This window comes from Streptomyces sp. NPDC056169 (assembly GCF_042268445.1).
In the GTDB taxonomy this organism is placed as follows: Bacteria; Actinomycetota; Actinomycetes; order Streptomycetales; family Streptomycetaceae; genus Streptomyces.
Genome location: NZ_JBHJUO010000019.1, coordinates 67,677 through 84,639 on the forward strand (window position 1 = coordinate 67,677; position 16,963 = coordinate 84,639).

At 71.6% G+C, this 16,963-nt stretch carries 15 protein-coding genes; 7 read left to right on the plus strand and 8 right to left on the minus strand.

Annotation, left to right across the window (positions count from 1 at the left end; translation table 11 throughout):
- Window positions 1–25: 25 nt before the first annotated feature.
- The gene (locus tag ACFC0G_RS29475) at window positions 26–343 is read right to left on the minus strand and encodes a DUF6401 family natural product biosynthesis protein (protein ID WP_376408724.1); all 318 of its coding nucleotides are present in this window, start codon (window positions 341–343) and stop codon (window positions 26–28) included.
- Between the two features lie 123 nt (window positions 344–466).
- On the opposite strand from ACFC0G_RS29475, the gene ACFC0G_RS29480 reads away from it, so the two are divergent.
- Together ACFC0G_RS29480 and ACFC0G_RS29485 are read left to right on the plus strand one after the other, a co-directional pair.
- Entirely contained in the window at window positions 467–904 is a 438-nt protein-coding gene (locus ACFC0G_RS29480; protein WP_376408727.1) for a winged helix-turn-helix transcriptional regulator, read from the plus strand.
- Between the two features lie 145 nt (window positions 905–1,049).
- Window positions 1,050–1,697 (plus strand): DUF4291 domain-containing protein, encoded by a 648-nt coding sequence (locus tag ACFC0G_RS29485; RefSeq protein ID WP_376408730.1) that lies wholly within the window; start codon window positions 1,050–1,052, stop codon window positions 1,695–1,697.
- Here the strand turns inward: ACFC0G_RS29485 and ACFC0G_RS29490 are convergent.
- Together ACFC0G_RS29490 and ACFC0G_RS29495 are read right to left on the minus strand one after the other, a co-directional pair.
- Entirely contained in the window at window positions 1,640–2,293 is a 654-nt protein-coding gene (locus tag ACFC0G_RS29490; protein ID WP_376408733.1) for an NADPH-dependent F420 reductase, read from the minus strand. The two genes, ACFC0G_RS29485 and ACFC0G_RS29490, sit on opposite strands and share 58 nt — an antisense overlap.
- A gap of 95 nt (window positions 2,294–2,388) precedes the next feature.
- Window positions 2,389–3,030, minus strand: a complete 642-nt coding sequence (locus ACFC0G_RS29495; protein ID WP_376408736.1) for a CGNR zinc finger domain-containing protein — start codon at window positions 3,028–3,030, stop codon at window positions 2,389–2,391.
- A 21-nt stretch (window positions 3,031–3,051) separates the two neighbouring features.
- Between ACFC0G_RS29495 and ACFC0G_RS29500 the strand changes: the two genes are divergently transcribed.
- Window positions 3,052–3,519: a VOC family protein gene (locus tag ACFC0G_RS29500; RefSeq protein ID WP_376408739.1), complete on the plus strand. Its 468-nt coding sequence runs from the start codon at window positions 3,052–3,054 to the stop codon at window positions 3,517–3,519.
- 18 nt (window positions 3,520–3,537) lie between these two features.
- Here ACFC0G_RS29500 and ACFC0G_RS29505 read toward each other — a convergent pair whose 3' ends face one another.
- Both ACFC0G_RS29505 and ACFC0G_RS29510 read right to left on the minus strand, forming a co-directional pair.
- Window positions 3,538–4,035, minus strand: coding sequence for a DUF1203 domain-containing protein (locus tag ACFC0G_RS29505; RefSeq protein ID WP_376408742.1), 498 nt, complete (start codon window positions 4,033–4,035; stop codon window positions 3,538–3,540).
- Between the two features lie 1,069 nt (window positions 4,036–5,104).
- Window positions 5,105–6,211: a hypothetical protein gene (locus ACFC0G_RS29510; RefSeq protein ID WP_376408745.1), complete on the minus strand. Its 1,107-nt coding sequence runs from the start codon at window positions 6,209–6,211 to the stop codon at window positions 5,105–5,107.
- Window positions 6,212–6,444: 233 nt separating this feature from the next.
- Between ACFC0G_RS29510 and ACFC0G_RS29515 the strand changes: the two genes are divergently transcribed.
- Window positions 6,445–7,752 carry a M28 family metallopeptidase gene (locus ACFC0G_RS29515; protein ID WP_376408748.1) on the plus strand — a complete coding sequence of 436 codons (1,308 nt, stop codon included), beginning with the start codon at window positions 6,445–6,447 and terminating at the stop codon, window positions 7,750–7,752.
- A gap of 85 nt (window positions 7,753–7,837) precedes the next feature.
- Here the strand turns inward: ACFC0G_RS29515 and ACFC0G_RS29520 are convergent, their stop codons facing one another.
- Both ACFC0G_RS29520 and ACFC0G_RS29525 read right to left on the minus strand, forming a co-directional pair.
- The gene (locus ACFC0G_RS29520; protein ID WP_376408751.1) at window positions 7,838–9,043 is read right to left on the minus strand and encodes an outer membrane lipoprotein carrier protein LolA; all 1,206 of its coding nucleotides are present in this window, start codon (window positions 9,041–9,043) and stop codon (window positions 7,838–7,840) included.
- 189 nt (window positions 9,044–9,232) lie between these two features.
- The gene (locus tag ACFC0G_RS29525) at window positions 9,233–10,243 is read right to left on the minus strand and encodes a polyprenyl synthetase family protein (RefSeq protein ID WP_376408754.1); all 1,011 of its coding nucleotides are present in this window, start codon (window positions 10,241–10,243) and stop codon (window positions 9,233–9,235) included.
- A gap of 211 nt (window positions 10,244–10,454) precedes the next feature.
- Here ACFC0G_RS29525 and ACFC0G_RS29530 point away from each other — a divergent pair, with 211 nt between their 5' ends.
- Together ACFC0G_RS29530 and ACFC0G_RS29535 are read left to right on the plus strand one after the other, a co-directional pair.
- Window positions 10,455–11,960 (plus strand): peptide MFS transporter, encoded by a 1,506-nt coding sequence (locus ACFC0G_RS29530; protein ID WP_376408756.1) that lies wholly within the window; start codon window positions 10,455–10,457, stop codon window positions 11,958–11,960.
- A 20-nt stretch (window positions 11,961–11,980) separates the two neighbouring features.
- Window positions 11,981–13,987, plus strand: a complete 2,007-nt coding sequence (locus tag ACFC0G_RS29535; protein ID WP_376408758.1) for a CocE/NonD family hydrolase — start codon at window positions 11,981–11,983, stop codon at window positions 13,985–13,987.
- A gap of 77 nt (window positions 13,988–14,064) precedes the next feature.
- Here the strand turns inward: ACFC0G_RS29535 and ACFC0G_RS29540 are convergent, their stop codons facing one another.
- Complete coding sequence (locus tag ACFC0G_RS29540) at window positions 14,065–15,423, minus strand: LPXTG cell wall anchor domain-containing protein (protein ID WP_376408761.1); 1,359 nt, start codon at window positions 15,421–15,423, stop codon at window positions 14,065–14,067.
- Window positions 15,424–15,711: 288 nt separating this feature from the next.
- Between ACFC0G_RS29540 and fahA the strand changes: the two genes are divergently transcribed.
- Window positions 15,712–16,938 (plus strand): fumarylacetoacetase, encoded by a 1,227-nt coding sequence (gene fahA, locus ACFC0G_RS29545; RefSeq protein WP_376408764.1) that lies wholly within the window; start codon window positions 15,712–15,714, stop codon window positions 16,936–16,938.
- Window positions 16,939–16,963 lie beyond the last annotated feature (25 nt).

Genomic DNA, 16,963 nt, shown 5'->3' on the forward strand with positions numbered 1-16,963 from the left:
CGCCGAGGGGCCGGGGGCCCGCCCCTCACGCGTTCAGGAGGTCGTGCTCCCGGATCAGCCAGCAGACCGCCGTCAGCCGCAGGGTCACGAAGTCGTGGCCCGCGGGCTCGGCCCACTCGGCCTCGGAGAGCCCGTAGGTGAACCCGAGGACGTAGTCGGCGAGCTCCTCCCGGCGTACGGTCCGGCCCTCCGGCCCCCGCTGGGCCGGGACGAGCGCGTCGCACACGGCGGCGGCGTGCTGGTCGACGGCGGCCGCGAGGCCCGGCTCGGAGGTGACCTCCGCGAGCCGGGGCAGGTACGCGACGACGACCTCGGTCAACGGGCAGCCGGATGAATCGCTCATCACTCCACATTAGGGGCGGATCGGGGCGTTCAGGCCGTGACCTTGGTCGCACCCCGGCCCCTTCCGTCGCCGACCTCGGTTCCCTCTTGTAACCGACCCGGCCCTGCGCCAGGATCAGGTGTCATGGACGAGACCACCATGAAGTCACCGAGCCACTGCGCGGGAAGCTACGGGAGCGACGGGGACCCGGACCCCTTCCAGTGGGACACCCGCGAGGACTGCGAGGTCCGCCAGATCCTCGACCGCGTCGCCGACAAGTGGTCCCTCCTCGTCATCGCCCTCCTCGACCGCCGCGTCCTGCGCTTCACGGAGCTCAAGCGCGAGATCGACGGCGTCAGCCAGCGCATGCTGACCGTCACGCTGCGCCAGCTGGAGCGCGACGGCCTGGTGAAGCGCACCGTCCACCCGGTGGTCCCGCCCCGGGTCGAGTACGAGCTCACGCCCCTGGGCGGCACCCTGCACACCACGATCCGTTCCCTCGTGACCTGGACCGAGCAGCACCAGAACGAGATCGCGGCGGCGCGCGAGGAGTACGACGCGAAGGAGGCGGCAGTCGCGTGAGCACCGGGGCGGGGCGACCGGACGACGGGTGGCCCCGCCGATGACCCGGTGGCCCCGCCGATGACCCGGTGGCCCCACCAATAGCCCGGTGGCCCCGCCGATAACCGGTGGCCCGGCCCCCCGGACTTCGCGCACCCTGACGGTCATGGAAGAACCGAAGTACCGGATCCGGGCGCTCCACACCCCGGACACCGTCACCGTCTACCAGGCGTACACGCCGGCGATCGGCCTGCCGGCCGCCCGCGACGGTCGATTCCCGGCCTCGTGGAAGCGGGACCGGATGACGTGGATCAAGCCGTCGTTCCTGTGGATGATGTACCGCTGCGGCTGGGGCGCGAAGGAGGGCCAGGAGACGGTCCTCGCCGTGGAGATCACCCGCGAGGGCTTCGAGTGGGCCCTGCGGAACGCCTGCCTCTCGCACTACGTACGCGGCTTCCACCCCGACCAGGCCTCCTGGAAACGGCAGTTGAGGCAGGCCCCGGCCCGCGTCCAGTGGGACCCGGAGCGCGATCCGCACCTGCGGCCGCTCCCCCACCGCTCGCTCCAGCTCGGCCTGTCGGGCGAGGCCTCCCGGCGGTACGCGGACGAGTGGACGGTCTCCGTCACCGACGTGACCCCGCTCGCCCACGACGTCCACGCGCTCGTCCGCGCCGGCGACCTGGCCGCCGCCGGCCGGCTGCTGCCCCGGGAGGAGCCGTATCCGGCGCCCGAGGGGCTGCTCGACCACCTCCGGGTTCAGGAACCGGCGGTCACGACCGAGAAGTTGAAGTCGCCGGTGCCGAGCACGCCGTAGAGGCGCAGCCACAGCGGCAGGAGCTGTTCGGTGGCCCGGGCGCTCGACAGGTCGCCGAGGTCCAGGATCCGGTCGGCGGGCCAGCCGAAGGAGCCGAGCAGGTCCGCGACCACGGCCTTCGCGTCCTCGTCGTCGCCGCTGAGGAACACGTGGTGCCGGCCCGGGACCCGGCCGGGCTCGACCATCACCGTGTTGGTCATGGTGTTGAGCGTCTTGACGACGCGGGTCTCCGGGAACGCCTTCTGGAGGTGCTCGGCGAGGCTGCCGCCGTCGAACGTGACGACCTTGGGCGGGAAGCCCTCCGAGAAGTCGAGCGCGTTGGACACGTCGACGAGCACCTTGCCGCGGAGGTTCTCCGCGCCCGCGGCCTCCAGGACCGCGAGGGAGACGAGCCCGCCCGTCGCGTTCACCACCAGCTCGGCGGGGCCGGCGACGTCGGCGAAGGTGCCGTGTCCGCCGCCGTGCGCCTCGGCCCACTTCACGGCCTCGGCGTTGTCCGCGGTGCGGGAGCCCAGGGCGACCTCGTGCCCGAGCGAAACCAGCTTGCCGGCGAGGCGACGACCGACCTCGCCCGTTCCCAGTACGGCGATCTTCATGACGTGCGCTCTCCTCGGTTGTCGATTCGGTTGTCGATCGGCGTCCGACCGGCGCCCGATCGGTGTCCGAAAACCAACGGCCCAACCGCCCGACCTTACGACGCCGAGGGCGCCTCTGGCGTCCCGAACCGTCCCACGTCGTCCCGTTCTCGCGCGGCGCGGTGGGCCCGCACCTTGTGGCGGTTGCCGCAGCGGTCCATCGAGCACCAACGGCGGCGCCCGGGACGGGAGGTGTCGGCGAAGACGAGGGCGCAGTCGTCGGCGCCGCATACGCGGACGCGGTCGGCGTACGGGCCGGTGAGGAGCTCGACCGCGTCCCTGGCGACCGTCGCGAGGAGCCGGGCCCCGGTGGCGCCGGGCGCCCACGCGCGCGTGCCGTCGGCGGCGATCAGGGCGACGAGCGGCGGCTCTGCGGCAGCGGCGTTGACCACGGCCAGCTCCCGGGGGTCGGGGGCGGCGCCCCGGGCCCGCGCGAGGGCGAGGCCCCAGAGCGCGTCCCGCACCTCCCGTACGGCCGCCAACTCGCCGTCCGTGACGGTGAGGTCGAGTCCGGGGGCGAGGCGGCAGTCCCGCGCCCAGTCGAGCAGCCCGTCGGCCCGGTCGAGGACCTCGTACCGCGCGGCGACGGGCCCGGGGCCGCCGGTGAGCAGCAGCTCCAGGGAGAGGGCTCCGGCGTCGAAGCGGAACACCTGCCCGTCACGGTGCCGAAGGGTCATTCCGGTGGCGGCCAGCGTCATGTAACCAGTATAACCAGTTACATGAAGCCCATCCATTGGAAGCTTGTCCTCGACGCCGCCGACCCGCACGCGCAGGCCGTCTTCTGGGCCGCCGCCCTCGGCTACGCGGAGGAGGACCACGACGCGCTCATCCGCCGCCTCCTCGACCTCGGGGCCGCCCCGCCCGCGACGACCGTGACGGTCCACGAGGGCACGGACCACGAGCGCCTCGGCTGGCGGGACCTCGCCGCCGTCCGCCACCCGGACGACCCCCACGACCCGGCGACGGGCGTGGGGCTCGGCCGGCGCGTCCTCATCCAGCGCGTCCCGGAGCCCAAGACCACCAAGAACCGGCTCCACCTCGACCTCCACCCGGACCCGGGCACCCGTGAGGCGGAGGTCACCCGGCTGGAAGCGCTCGGCGCGACGGTCCTGCGCCGGGTGGAGGAGCCGTCCGGGTCCTGGACGGTGATGGCGGACCCGGAGGGCAACGAGTTCTGCGTGCACTGAGGGACGCCGGGGCCGGGGTCAGGGCCTGCGCACCTCGAACTGGAAGCAGCCGTACTCCACCGCGCGGACGTGCACGAGGACGACGGCCGGGTCGGCGAAGGCCTCCTCGAAGGCCTGGTCGAAGCCCTCGCCGGGCACTTCCGGCAGCTCAAGGAGCCGCCCGCCGGCGATGCGGCCCTCGGCGTCGTACCGCCGGACGGTCCGCAGCGCCCCGGCCCGAGCGAAGGGGTACGCCTCCGAGGGCGCGGGGCCGCCGCACTCCTCGGCGTGCACGAAGACGGGCCCCTGCTCGTCGTACGCCCCCGGTGCGACCCCGTCCTCGGCGGCCCAGCGCCGCAGCGGCGCGTACGACACGAGCGCGATCTTCTCCCCGACGACGGCGGACCGCAGGCAGCACCGCAGGGGGCTCCCGTCCTCGACGGCGACGAACGGCACACAGGGACGCCCGGCGTCGTCGACGACGCGCAGCTGGGCGAGGGCGAGGGGCGGAATGGCGCGGGCGCTGTAGAGACTCATGCCCCCAGCGTCACGTGCCCCCACCACGGCCGCTGGCGGAATTCGGACGGGGCGCTCGGGGGGAGGCGCTCGGGGCGGGGCAGGCGGCAACGGATGGCCGTTTCCGGCGAGCTTCTGGTGGGACCGCCCTCTTTCCGAGAGTCGCAGCTTCCGGCACCGCGTCAAGGGCGCCTTCGGCGTCGCTACGCGATGGGCTGCGCCCACCCTTGACCCGGCGCCGGAAGCTGCGCAACAACTCTCGGAGGGCGGTCCGGGGGCCGGAGTCGCCGGGGGCCCGGGCAGCATCCGGGGCCGGAGGGCGCCTGACGGGCCGGTGGGTGGGGGCTTGGTTAGTGGCCGAGGCGAGTGGTCACCTTCCGTCGGTTCGGGGTGCGCGGTCGTTGAATGGGGCAGCTGGGCTTGGCTTAGCGAGAAACGGCCGCCGTTTGGCCGGGATTCAGGCCCCGCTGGTCGCTCCCGGTGGGTGGAGACATGCCTAACCCGCAGTTACTCCAGGTAATGAACTCAGAGATGTCCGCCAAAAGGGGCATTTCACCTTTACCGGGCGGAGAAAGTGCACGAATGTCTCGCCACCACCCCACCGACCACTCACCCCTGATCCCTGACCCCTGACCCCTGACCGCTGACCGCTCACCGCTGACCGCTGACCGCTGACCGCTGACCAGCCACCAATCACCAACCACCAACCACCAACCACCGGGAGTGACCAGCGGGGCCTGAATCCCAACAACCCACCCGCCGTCCCCCGCCAAGCGCCGCCGGGCCGCCCCATTCAACAACCGCGCACCCCGGACCAACCCCAAGGGACCCACCCGCCCCCGCCACTGACCAAGCCCCCACCCACCGGCCCGCCACCCGCCATCCGGCCCCGGATACTGCCCGAAGCCCCGCGTGGCCACGCCCCCGGCCGCCCTCCGAGTGTGAAAAGGCGGCCTCCGCCGCCGGGTCAAGGGTGGGCGCAGCCCATCGGCGAAGCCGACTTGCCCTTGACGCGGCGGTGGAGGCCGCCACACTCGGAAAGAGGGCGGCCGCACCAGAAGCCCGTGAAGCCGGGTCATCCCCAGAGCCTCTACAACCTCCGCAACACCTGCGCCTCCGCCCGCTCCACCGACGCCCTCCCATGCACATGCACCAGTGCCAGGTGGAAGAGCGACGGGGCCAACGGGGCCCAGCGGTGGCGGCGTTCGGGGCTGAGGAGGTGGCGGGTGACATCCGCCGTACGGAACGGGACGTACTCGATCGTCCCGTGCTCCCAGCGGTCCGCGACGCCCCGGCCCATGCGGGCCTGGAGCTGCTCCCCCGTGAGGTCGGTGAGCCGGGCGTAGAAGTGCGCGCTCCAGTGGCGCTTGCTGACGTCGAGGACGAAGGCGAGGAGCGCGAGCGTGTACTCGTGCGGCTCGATGGCCAGTTCCTCGCGCATGCCACGGCGGGCCACCGCGTGCAGGTCGGGGGCGTTGCGGCCGGCGGAGTCGATGTGCCGGGAGAGGCCTTCGTTGACCGAGGAGTTCCAGAGGCCGGGGGCCATCCGGACGCGGTCGCTGCGGCGGCTGACGACGAGCAGGTGGTCGGCGGTGACGACGGCGACGTTGACGGCGAAGCTGCACTGGAGGAAGGCGGGCGAGGCGAGCGGCGCGTCCGGGTCGAGGTAGCGGCCGCGCGGTGTCGTGCCGTCCGGGAGGCGGCGGTCGAGCTGCTGGGCGGCGAGGAAGGTGTAGTAGTCGGTGGGCCGCAGCCGTAGGTGGACCTCGGACTGTTCGTCGAGGGCGGTACGGGAGATCTCGACGGACTCGACGGCGTACCGGGGCCCGTTCCAGACGGGCCGGCGTTCGCCGGCCTCGGCGGCCCGGCTCTCCTCGGCCTCGATCTCGGCGCGCCACTCCACCATCTCGTCCGGCAACGCGACGTCGCCTTCGAGGACTTGGACGTGGACGGATTCCGGGGCGATGGCCCGGTCGCCGTCGCCCTCGACGATCAGGGCGGGGGTGTGGAGCGGGCCGAGGGAGAACGCGGTCCAGGCGCGGCCCGGTTCCTGCCGGTAGGTGAGGCTGCGGACGACTCCGGCGGAGCGGCGTCTGACCTTGAACCACAGGTCCTGCGTCCACTGTTGGAAGAGGGTCGCGAAGACGACTCCCAGGATGGCGCCGACTATTCCGTTGCCGAGGTCTATTCCGCTCACGGGCAGCAGCGTAGGTCAGACCCAGGTCGCGGAGGTTTTCGTTCGCTGAGCGAACGCACCTGACCGGTTTCCGCTCTTGACGCAGAGTCAAACTCTCACTGAACATTCAGCACGCACAACAGAACAACTGAACACCGCACATGCACTCGCACAGCTCCAGCGCCTCGTGGCACCCAAGCCCGAGGCGTCTCGCACGTTCCGTCCCATCCCCGTTCGGAATCCGGAGCCCCCACATGAACATCTCCGTGCCCAGACGCATCACCGCGGTCGCCGCTCTCGCGGCCCTCGCGCTCGCCGGTCTCACCGGCACCGCAGGCGCCGATTCGCGCGCGGTAGCCGCCGCGCCCGACATCTCCCTGGCCAACGTCAAGCAGCACTTGACGGACCTCCAGTCGATCGCCACCGCCAACGGCGGCAACCGCGCCCACGGCCGTACCGGCTACAAGGCGTCCATCGACTTCGTGAAGGCCAAGCTGGACGCCGCCGGCTACACCACCACCCTGCAGACCTTCACCTCCAGCGGCGCCACCGGCTACAACCTGATAGCCGACTGGCCGGGCGGTGACCCGAACCAGGTCCTGATGGCCGGTTCGCACCTCGACTCGGTCACCTCGGGCCCCGGCATCAACGACAACGGCTCCGGCTCCGCCGCCGTCCTGGAGACGGCCCTCGCCGTGTCCCGCGCCGGCTACCAGCCCACCAAGCACCTGCGGTTCGGCTGGTGGGGCGCGGAGGAGCTCGGGCTCATCGGATCGAAGTACTACGTCAACAACCTGCCGACCGCCGAGCGCGCGAAGGTCAAGGGCTACCTGAACTTCGACATGATCGGCTCGCCCAACCCGGGCTACTTCGTCTACGACGACGACCCGACCATCGAGCAGACGTTCAAGAACTACTTCGCCGGGCTCGGCATCGCCACCGAGATCGAGACGGAGGGCGACGGCCGCTCCGACCACGCCCCGTTCAAGAACGTGGGCATCCCGGTCGGCGGCCTCTTCACCGGCGCCGACTACATCAAGACGGCGGCCCAGGCCCAGAAGTGGGGCGGCACCTCCGGTCAGGCCTTCGACCGCTGCTACCACTCGTCGTGCGACACGACGGCGAACATCAACGACACCGCGCTGGACCGCAACAGCGACGCGATCGCGCACGCGATCTGGACGCTGTCCGGCACCACGACGACGCCGCCCACCGGCACGGTCTTCGAGAACGCGGCCGACGTGTCCGTCCCGGACAACGGCGCCGCGGTCACCTCGACGGTCAACGTCACCGGCATCACCGGCAACGCGCCCAGCAACCTCTCGGTCGGCGTGGACATCGTCCACACCTACCGCGGTGACCTCGTCGTCGACCTCGTCGCCCCCGACGGCTCGGTCTACAGCCTCAGCAACCGCTCCGGCGGCAGCGCCGACAACATCGTCCAGACCTTCACCGTGAACGCCTCCACCGAGGTCGCCAACGGTGCCTGGAAGCTCCGCGTCCAGGACAAGGCCTCCGCCGACACGGGCTACATCAACAACTTCAAGCTGACGTTCCCGTAGGGCTCAGGAAACACAGAACTCCCGGGTGGGTCGGTGACCATCGCCCCCGACCCGCCCGGGGTCCCAACCCGGCCGTACCCGCCTGCTACTTGCCGGCGTTGGCCGCGTCCACCAGCGCGTCCTGCGTCACCGCGCCGACGTAGACCTTGCCGTCGTCCGTGAGCAGCGCGTTCACCAGCTTCGTCTTGAAGACGGTGCCCGAGCCGAACTTCCCGGTGACCTTGTCGCCGAAGGAGTCCAGGAGACCCTGGATCTCCTTCGGCGCCTCGTCGGTCTTGGGGGCCGGGGCGCCCGAGTCGAGCTTCGCGATGGCCGTCCAGCCCTCGCCGATGACGTTCAGGTCGCCCTCGCCGAGGCCGGCGAAGCCGCCGAGACCGCCGCCGATGCCGCCGAACTCCTTCTCGAAGTCCTTCCCGAGGTCCTCGGGGAGCTTCTCCGCCCCCGCGCCCTTCTCCGCGGCGCCCTCGGTCACCTTCGCGCCCGCGGGGACCTTGAAGTCGAAGTCCGAGGCCGCCGGCTTGCCGAAGTCGACCTTCGTGAAGCCCGCGTCGACGACCGGCTTGCCGCCCTCGACCGAGGAGAGGGTGAACTTCAGCGGGGTGCCGTTCGCCGCGTCCACGGCGATCTTGACCGACTCGACCGTCGAGCCGGACTGCTTCGGCTTGATCACCAGCTGGTACGCGTCCCGGCCGGCCACCTTCGCGGTGCCGTCGACGGTGATCGACGTGGTGTCGCCGGCCGCCTTCAGGACCTCGTCGGCGAGCTCCTTGGGCGTGCCCGGGAGCTCCTTGGCCGGCTTCTCGCCCTTCTCGCCCGTCACGCCCTCGCCCTCGGCGGCCTTCTCGTGGAAGACCTCCTTGGACTTGCTGTCGTACGCCCAGACGTCGTCGCCGTTGTGGATCAGGCTGTACTCGTCGGAGCCGTCGACCAGCGTCAGCTTCTGGCGGTCGGGGCCGTCGGCGGCCACGCGCAGCGTGTGGGTGCCGGAGACGAGCTCGGTGAGCTTCTCCGTGGGGTCCGCCGAGGAGGAGCCGCCGCCCCCGCCGGCCAGACCGCCGAGGTCGGCCAGGCCGCCGAGGGGCAGGCCGAGGTCGGTGGAGATCTTGAACGTGCCGGACAGGGTCTGGGTGTCCGAGGCGGCGATCTTCTCGATGAGCTGCTGTGCCGTGATCGCGGGCAGGTCCGGGTCGCCGGACGCGGCCAGTGCCGGGACGAGCCCGATGGTCGCCGCGGCCACTCCTGCCACCGCGACCGGGACGATGAACCGGCTCGCCTTACGGTTGTCTGCCATGGTCTCCGCTTCCTCCGTGCTGCGCCCTAGTGGTCGATGGCTCCATCTGACCAAATCGGGGGCACAGAAGCGTCAGCCCCCGGGATCAACCTCGCGTACTGCTTCGGGATGACCCCACCCTGAGATTCCCTCACCCGCCCGGCTGACTCCTCGGCGCGGCCGGTTGACCCATCGGCGCCCGCGGGGCCCTCAGCCCGCGCGGTGGACGACCGCGTCGCACATCTCCTGGAGCGCCGCCTTCGCGTACCCGTCGGGCAGCGGTGCCAGCATCGCCCGCGCCTCTTCCGCGTACCGCACGGTGTCCCGGCGGGCCTGCTCCAGGGCCGGGTGGACGCGGAGCCGCCGCAGGACCTCGGCGTGCCGGTCGTCGTCGGTGAGGTCGCTGTCGACGAGGGCGACGAGCTCGACGTCCTCGGGGCGGCCGTGGGCGGCCGCCGCGGCCCGCAGGCGCAGGATGGGCAGCGTCGGGATGCCCTCGCGGAGGTCGATGCCGGGGGTCTTGCCGGACTCGTGGGAGTCGGAGGCGATGTCGAGGACGTCGTCGGCGAGCTGGAAGGCGACGCCGAGCCGCTCGCCGTACTGGGTGAGGATGTCGACGACGCTCTCGTCGGCGCCGGACATCATCGCGCCGAAGCGGCAGGAGACGGCGACGAGCGAGCCGGTCTTGCCGCCGAGGACGTCGAGGTAGTGGTCGACGGGGTCGCGGCCGTCGGTCGGTCCGGCGGTCTCCAGGATCTGGCCGGTCACGAGGCGTTCGAACGCCTCGGACTGGATCCGTACGGCCTCGGGGCCGAGGTCCGCGAGCGTGTGCGAGGCGCGGGCGAAGAGGAAGTCACCCGTGAGGACGGCGATCGAGTTGCCCCAGCGCGTGTTGGCGCTCGGCACGCCCCGGCGCACGTCGGCCTCGTCCATGACGTCGTCGTGGTAGAGCGTGGCCAGGTGGGTGAGCTCGACGACCACGGCGGAGGGCACGACGCCCGGCGCGTAGGGGTCGCCGAACTGGGCGGAGAGCATCACGAGCAGGGGGCGGAACCGCTTGCCGCCGGCCAGGACGAGGTGCTGCGCGGCCTCCGTGATGAAGGGGACATCGCTCTTGGTGGCGTCCAGGAGGCCCGCCTCCACAGCCGCCAACCCGGTCTGGACATCGGCCTCAAGAGCCTGGTCCCGCACGCTAAGACCGAACGGCCCGACGACGGTCACGAGGGGGTCTCCTGTCTGCTGACGCCTGCTGACGATCACACGGGTTGATCACACGGATTGTTCACATGGACTGTTGACGATCACACGGATTGTCGATGTGTCGCTCGCTTCACTCAAGCCAGCGTATCCGGTCACCTTTCGATCACCGTGGGCGCCTTCCCGTCACCCCCGGTATGTTCGTGATCAGCTCATACGACCAGGAGTAGGCGTTTTGTCCCGAACAACGATCGATACGGATCCGAACGGCGAGCAGCCGCCCCCGGAGGACGACCACGCGTTCCTCGGCCATCCCCGGGGCCTGCTGACCCTCTCGGGCCTGGAGGTCTGGGAGCGGTTCTCGTTCCTCGGCATGCAGGCGATCCTCGTCCTGTACTTCGCCGCCACCGTCGCCGACGGCGGCCTCGGCATGGACCCGGGCAACGCCGCCTCGGTCTCCGCCGCCTACGGCACGCTCGTCTACCTCGTCTCGGTGGCCGGCGGCTGGCTCGCGGACCGCATCCTCGGCTCGTACCGCGCGGTCCTCTGGGGCGGCATCCTGATCGCCTGCGGCCATTACGCCATGGCGGTGCCGACCGCCGCCATGACCTGGGTGGGCCTGGGCCTGATCAGCGCCGGCACCGGCCTCCTGAAGCCGAACGTGGCGACCATGGTCGGCAAGCTCTACCGGACGGACGACGACCGCCGCGACGCCGGTTTCGCGCTCTACTACATGGCGATCAACATCGGCGCGTTCGCCGGACCGCTGATCACCGGCTGGCTCGCCGACCACAAGGGCTACCACTGGGGCTTCTCGGCCGCCGCGATCGGCATGACCTTCGGCCTGATCCAGTACGTGGCGGGCCGCCGTCACCTGGCCGGGCGCAAGCACTCCGCCGAATTCGCCCTCGCCCCGGACGCCATGCGCCGGGCCGTCCGGCTGATCGCCGTCGGGACGGTCGTGACGGCCGCCGTCGCCGTGGTCCTCGCCCTCGCGGGCTGGCTGACCATGGACCGGGTCGTGGACCTGCTGACCCTGATCTCGGTGATCGCGCCCGTCGTCTTCTTCTGGGTGATGTTCACCAGCCCCCGGGTCACGGCGGAGGAGCGCGGCCGCCTCAAGCCGTACATCGTGCTCTTCCTGGCCTCGGTGGTGTTCAACTTCATCCTCTTCCAGGCGTACTCGACGATGATCCTGCTGGCCTCCACCAACGCCCGCACGACCATCCTCGGCTTCGACTTCCCCGCCAGCTGGTACGCCTCCGCCCTCGGCGCCTTCGAGGTCCTCCTCGCGCCCGTCGTGGCCGCCGTCTGGGCCCGGATGGGCCACAAGCAGCCGCACGCCTCCAACAAGATCGCCTTCGGCGTGATCCTCGGCGGCCTCTCCTTCCTCCTGATGGTCCTGCCGACCTCCGGGCACGCCGACGACACGTACCAGATGGCCGCCTGGTGGATCGTCGGCTCGTACCTGCTGCTCGGCCTCGGCGACGTGCTCCTGGAGACCTCCGGGATGTCCGCCACGAGCAAGCTCGCCCCGAAGGCCTTCTCCAGCCAGACGATGTCGCTGTGGTTCCTCTCGCTCGCGCTCGCCAACGGCATCCAGGCCCAGACCGTGAAGCTCTACGACGACGTCTCCAAGCCCGTGTACTTCGGCGTGAACGGCGCCGTGGCCGTCGCCGTCGGCCTCGCCGTGATCGCCCTGGCGCCCTGGCTGCGCCGCACCATGCACCCCGTCCACTGAGGCGACCCCGAGGGGACCCGATGACGAAGCCGAAGATCCGAACCGACTTCCCGTACGAGACCCGCCACGAGGACGTCCGCATCCCGCTCCCGGACGGGACGCGGCTGTACGCCCGGATCTGGCGCCCGGTCACCGAGGAGCCCGTACCGGCCCTCCTTGAGTACCTGCCGTACCGCCTCTCCGACTGGACCGCGCCCCGCGACTGGCAGCGGCACCCCTGGTACGCGGGCCACGGCTACGCCTCCGTACGGGTCGACGTCCGCGGCCACGGCAACAGCGAGGGCCTCCCCGGCGACGAGTACGACGCCGTCGAGCTCGCCGACGGCGTGGCCGTCGTGAACTGGCTCGCCGAGCAGCCCTGGTGCACGGGCAAGGTCGGCATGTTCGGCATCTCCTGGGGCGGCTTCAACTCGCTCCAGATCGCCGCCCTCGCCCCGGAACCCCTCAAGGCGATCGTCACCGTGTGCTCCACCGACGACCGGTACGACAACGACGTCCACTACATGGGCGGCTCGGTCCTCGGCGTCGACATGCACGCCTGGGCCGCCACCATGCTCGCCTTCGTCTGCCGGCCGCCCGACCCCCGGTACGCGGGCGAGGAGTGGCGCAAGCGGTGGCTGAAGCGCCTGGAGGCCGTGGACCCGCTCATCCACACCTGGCTCGCCCACCAGACCCGCGACGCGTACTGGCGGCACGGCAGCGTCTGCGAGGACTACTCCGCCATCGGGGCCGCCGTGCTCGCCGTGGGCGGCTGGCACGACCCGTACCGGGACACCGTCCTGCGGCTCGCCGAGCACCTCCCCCAGGACCGGGTGCGCGGCATCATCGGCCCCTGGTCCCACCAGTACCCGGACCGCGGCCTGCCGCCGGGGCCCGCGATCGGCTTCCTCCAGGAGACCCTGCGCTGGTGGGACCACCACCTCAAGGGCGTCGACAACGACGTGATGGCCGAGCCGCTGCTGCGCACCTGGATCAGCGAGTCGCACCCGCCGGCCACCGTGTACGAGGAGCTGCCGGGCCGCTGGGTCACCGACCCCGCCTGGCCGTCCCCGAACGTCACCCCCGTCACGTACGCCTTCCAGGGCGCCCCGGTCGTCGTCGACTCCCCGCAGCAGACCGGCATCGACGCCGGCCGGTTCTTCCCCTTCGGCAACGACGCCGACCTGCCGCCGGACCAGCGCGAGGAGGACGCCCACTCGGCCTGCTTCGACTTCCCCGTCCCCGAGGACGGCGGCCCCATCGAGATCCTCGGCCGCCCGTCCGTGAGCCTCCACCTGCAGACGCCCGCACCGACCGGCCAGGTCGTCGCCCGGCTCTGCGACATCGCCCCCGACGGCTCCTCCACGCTCGTCACGCGCGGCGCGCTGAACTTCTCCGCCCGCTACGGCCGCGACCGGTCCGTGGAGGCGCAGATCGGCGAGTGGGAGAGCTTCGTCTTCGAGCTGAACGGCATCGGGCACACCTTCCCGCCCGGCCACCGGGTGCGGCTCGCGGTCTCCTCCACGTACTGGCCGTGGATCTGGCCGCAGCCGGACGCGGCGGGCTTCACGCTCGACCCGGCGGGCTCCTCCCTCACCCTGCCGGTCCGCCGCCACACGGAGGACGCCGTCGAGTGGGACGAGCCGGAGCAGTCCGAGCCGCTGGGCGTCGCCTACCCGCGCACCCTGGAGGAGCCGCGCCCGGAGCGGGTCGTGGTGCGGGACGTCGCGAAGGGCGAGTGGAAGCTGGAGGTCGACCCGAAGTACGGGGGGACGCGGGTGTACCCGGACGGCCTGGAGTTCACCGAGGACGCGGTGGAGACGTACACGATCGACGAGGGCGACCCGTTGTCCGCGCGGACCCGCTCGGAGTGGTCGATCCGGCTGCACCGGCCGGAGATGGCCTGGGACGTCACGGTCGACACGCGCTCGGAGATCTCCTGCGACGCGGACTCCTTCCACACGGCGAACGAGGTCGTGTGCAAGGAGGGCGGCGAGGTCGTCTTCCACCGCACGTGGGAGAAGAGCATCCCGCGCACGGCGGGCTGAGGTCGGCTGCCGGACACGCGCGAAGGCGCCCGCACCGGGGTCGGTGCGGGCGCCTTCGTCATGCCTTACGCGGCTGCTTACGCGTTCGCGCCGGCCTTGCGGCGGCGGGCGAGGACGAGCGCGCCGGCGCCGAGGGCGACGGCCCCGGCGGCGGCCAGGCCGAGCGGCAGGGTGTCGTTGGCACCGGTGGCGGCGAGGGCGCCGTCGTTCACCGGGGTGTTCGACGAGCCGCCCTGCTGGGTGGTGTCGCCGTTGCCCGTGGAGGTGACGGTCGGCGCCGGGGTGGGCGTCGCGGTCGACGGGGAGGGCTCCGGGGACTCCGTCGCCGAGGTGGGCTTCGGGGACGGCTTGTCGCCCTTGGCGGCGAGGATGTCGAAGTCGGCGGTCGCGTACTGCTCGCCGAGACCGCAGCTGCCGTCGTTGTTCTCGTACACGCCGACGGCGAAGGCGACACCGGGGCCGGCCGGGGTGTCGCTCTCCAGGGTGAGGCGCAGCTTCACGTCCTTGGAGCCGCCCTTGACCAGGTCGCCGACCTCGATGGCGTCGTGCTCCTCGGTGACCTTCGTCCACTCCAGGACGTCGGCGGAGGACCACTCGATGGAGATGTACTCCTTGAAGTCGCTCTCGTCGTCGATGTCCTCGGCGCTGTCGGGCAGGGCCGCGGCGTAGGCGAGGGCGCCGACCTGGTCGAGGGTGCGGTCGGAGGTGTTGCTGACGCGCAGCGAGAAGATCGCGCTGGTGCCGGCGGTGACCGACTTCGGGCCGCTCAGGGCGACCTTCACGGAGTCGTCCTCCTCGCAGTCGCTGAGGCCCTCCTCCAAGGCGGCCGCCAGGGCGTCCTCCGCGTCGGCGAGCTCCTGCTTGGCCACCACGATGTCGACGTCGATGAGCCCGACCTTCCGCGCGAGGGCGACACGCGCGTCGTCGTAGGCGGTGTCCGCGTTCGTCAGACGGAGGTCGGCGGCGCTCTTGCCGGCGGCGGCGGCCTCGGCGGCGGTCTTCGCGGCGGTGACGGCCTGCTCGGCCGTCGCGATCTCCTCCGGAGTGGCGGTGCTGCCGGTCTCCTTCAGCTTCGCCAGGGCCTCCTCGGCGGTGACGAGCGCCGCGTCCGCGGTGGCCTTCGCGGTCTTGGCGGCCTCGACGGCGGCCTTGGCCGCGGCGAGCTCGGTCTTCAGAGCCTCGTCGATCTTGTCGTCCTTGATGTCCTGCACGGCCGCCTTGCGCTTGGCCTTGAGGTCCTTGAGCTTGGCCTCCGCCTCGGCGACGGCCTTCTCCAGCTCCTCGTACGAGGGCTTGTCGGCCTCGTCGGACGCGGGCTTCTGCGTCTGCGTGCCGCCCGGCTTGGTGTCGGCGAAGGCGGGCGCGGCGGAGAGGAAGACGACCGGGGTGGTCACGGCGGCGGCCACGGCGGTCGCGAGGATGCGACGGATCTTCACAGTGCGGGACCTTTTTCCTGGTCAGGAAGGGGAGAGACATACGGGGCGCGCGCCTGCGGTCACTTCACGCGGCGCGATACCACCGTGATCGTATGGCCGAGAACGCCCCTGAGGGAGGGCTGTTCTCGCGGTTCTGGGACGAGCGCAATCCCCGTCGGCCACATAAACCGCACGAAGACGGACAGTTGCCCACGGAGGCCGCACTTTCTGTGTGATCCATGTCATCAGCGCCCGGCGGCAGGCCCCGTAACGTGTCCCCCACACACGTGGAAAGCGAGGCACGCACAGATGTCCGAGCACAGCCCGCTCGACCTGGCCGAGGGCGATCCCTTCGGCCCGCACAACCTCCCGTACGGCGTCTTCTCCACCGCCGACGAGCCCGAGCGGCGCCGGCTCGGTGTCCGGATCGGCGGGTACGTGCTGGACGCGGGCGCCGCGGCGCACGCGCTCGGCTCGCCCTACGCGGCGCTGCTCGCCCGGACGAGCCTGAACCCGCTGCTCGCGGCCGGGCGGACCGCCTGGCGCGATGTGCGCCGGGCGCTCACGGCCTGGGTGACGGTGCCCGCGCACCGGGCGGACATCGAGCCGCTCCTGTACCCGCTGGACGCGGTGACGCTGCACCTGCCGTACGAGGTCGCGGACTACGTCGACTTCTACGCGAGCGAGCACCACGCGACGAACGTGGGCCGGATCTTCCGCCCGGACGGCGACGCGCTGACCCCCAACTGGAAGCACCTGCCGATCGGTTACCACGGTCGCGCGGGCACGGTCGTGGTCTCCGGCACCGATGTCGTACGCCCTTCCGGGCAGCGCAAGGCGCCGGCGGACGCGGCTCCGGTCTTCGGGCCCTCGATCAAGCTGGACATCGAGGCGGAGGTCGGCTTCCTCGTCGGCGCCCCGTCGGAGCTGGGGAAGCCGGTCGCGCTCGGCGACTTCCGGGAGCACGTCTTCGGCCTGTCGCTGCTCAACGACTGGTCGGCGCGGGACGTCCAGGCCTGGGAGTACGTGCCGCTGGGCCCGTTCCTCGGCAAGTCGTTCCAGACCTCGGTGTCGGCGTGGGTGACGCCCCTGGAGGCGCTGGACGCCGCCAGGACCGCCCCGCCCGCGCGGGACTTCCCGCTGCTTCCGTACCTGGACGACGCGGCCGAGGAGGAGCCGGGCGGCTTCGACGTGCGGATCACGGTGGAGATCAACGGCGAGGCCGTGGCCGAGCCGCCGTTCTCCACCATGTACTGGACGGCGGCCCAGCAGCTCGCCCACATGACGGTGAACGGCGCCTCGCTGCGCACGGGCGACCTGTACGGCTCCGGGACGGTGTCCGGGCCCGAGGTCGGCCAGCGCGGCTCGCTCCTCGAACTCACCTGGAACGGCCGGGACGCGATCGAACTGGCCGGTGGCAAGCGGACGTTCCTGGAGGACGGCGACGAGGTCGTGCTGACGGCCTGGGCGCCGGGCCCGGACGGCACGCGGGTGGGGCTGGGCGAGGTCCGGGGCCGGATCGTTCCTTCCGCCTGAGCCGTACCGAGTCGTACTCAGTCGT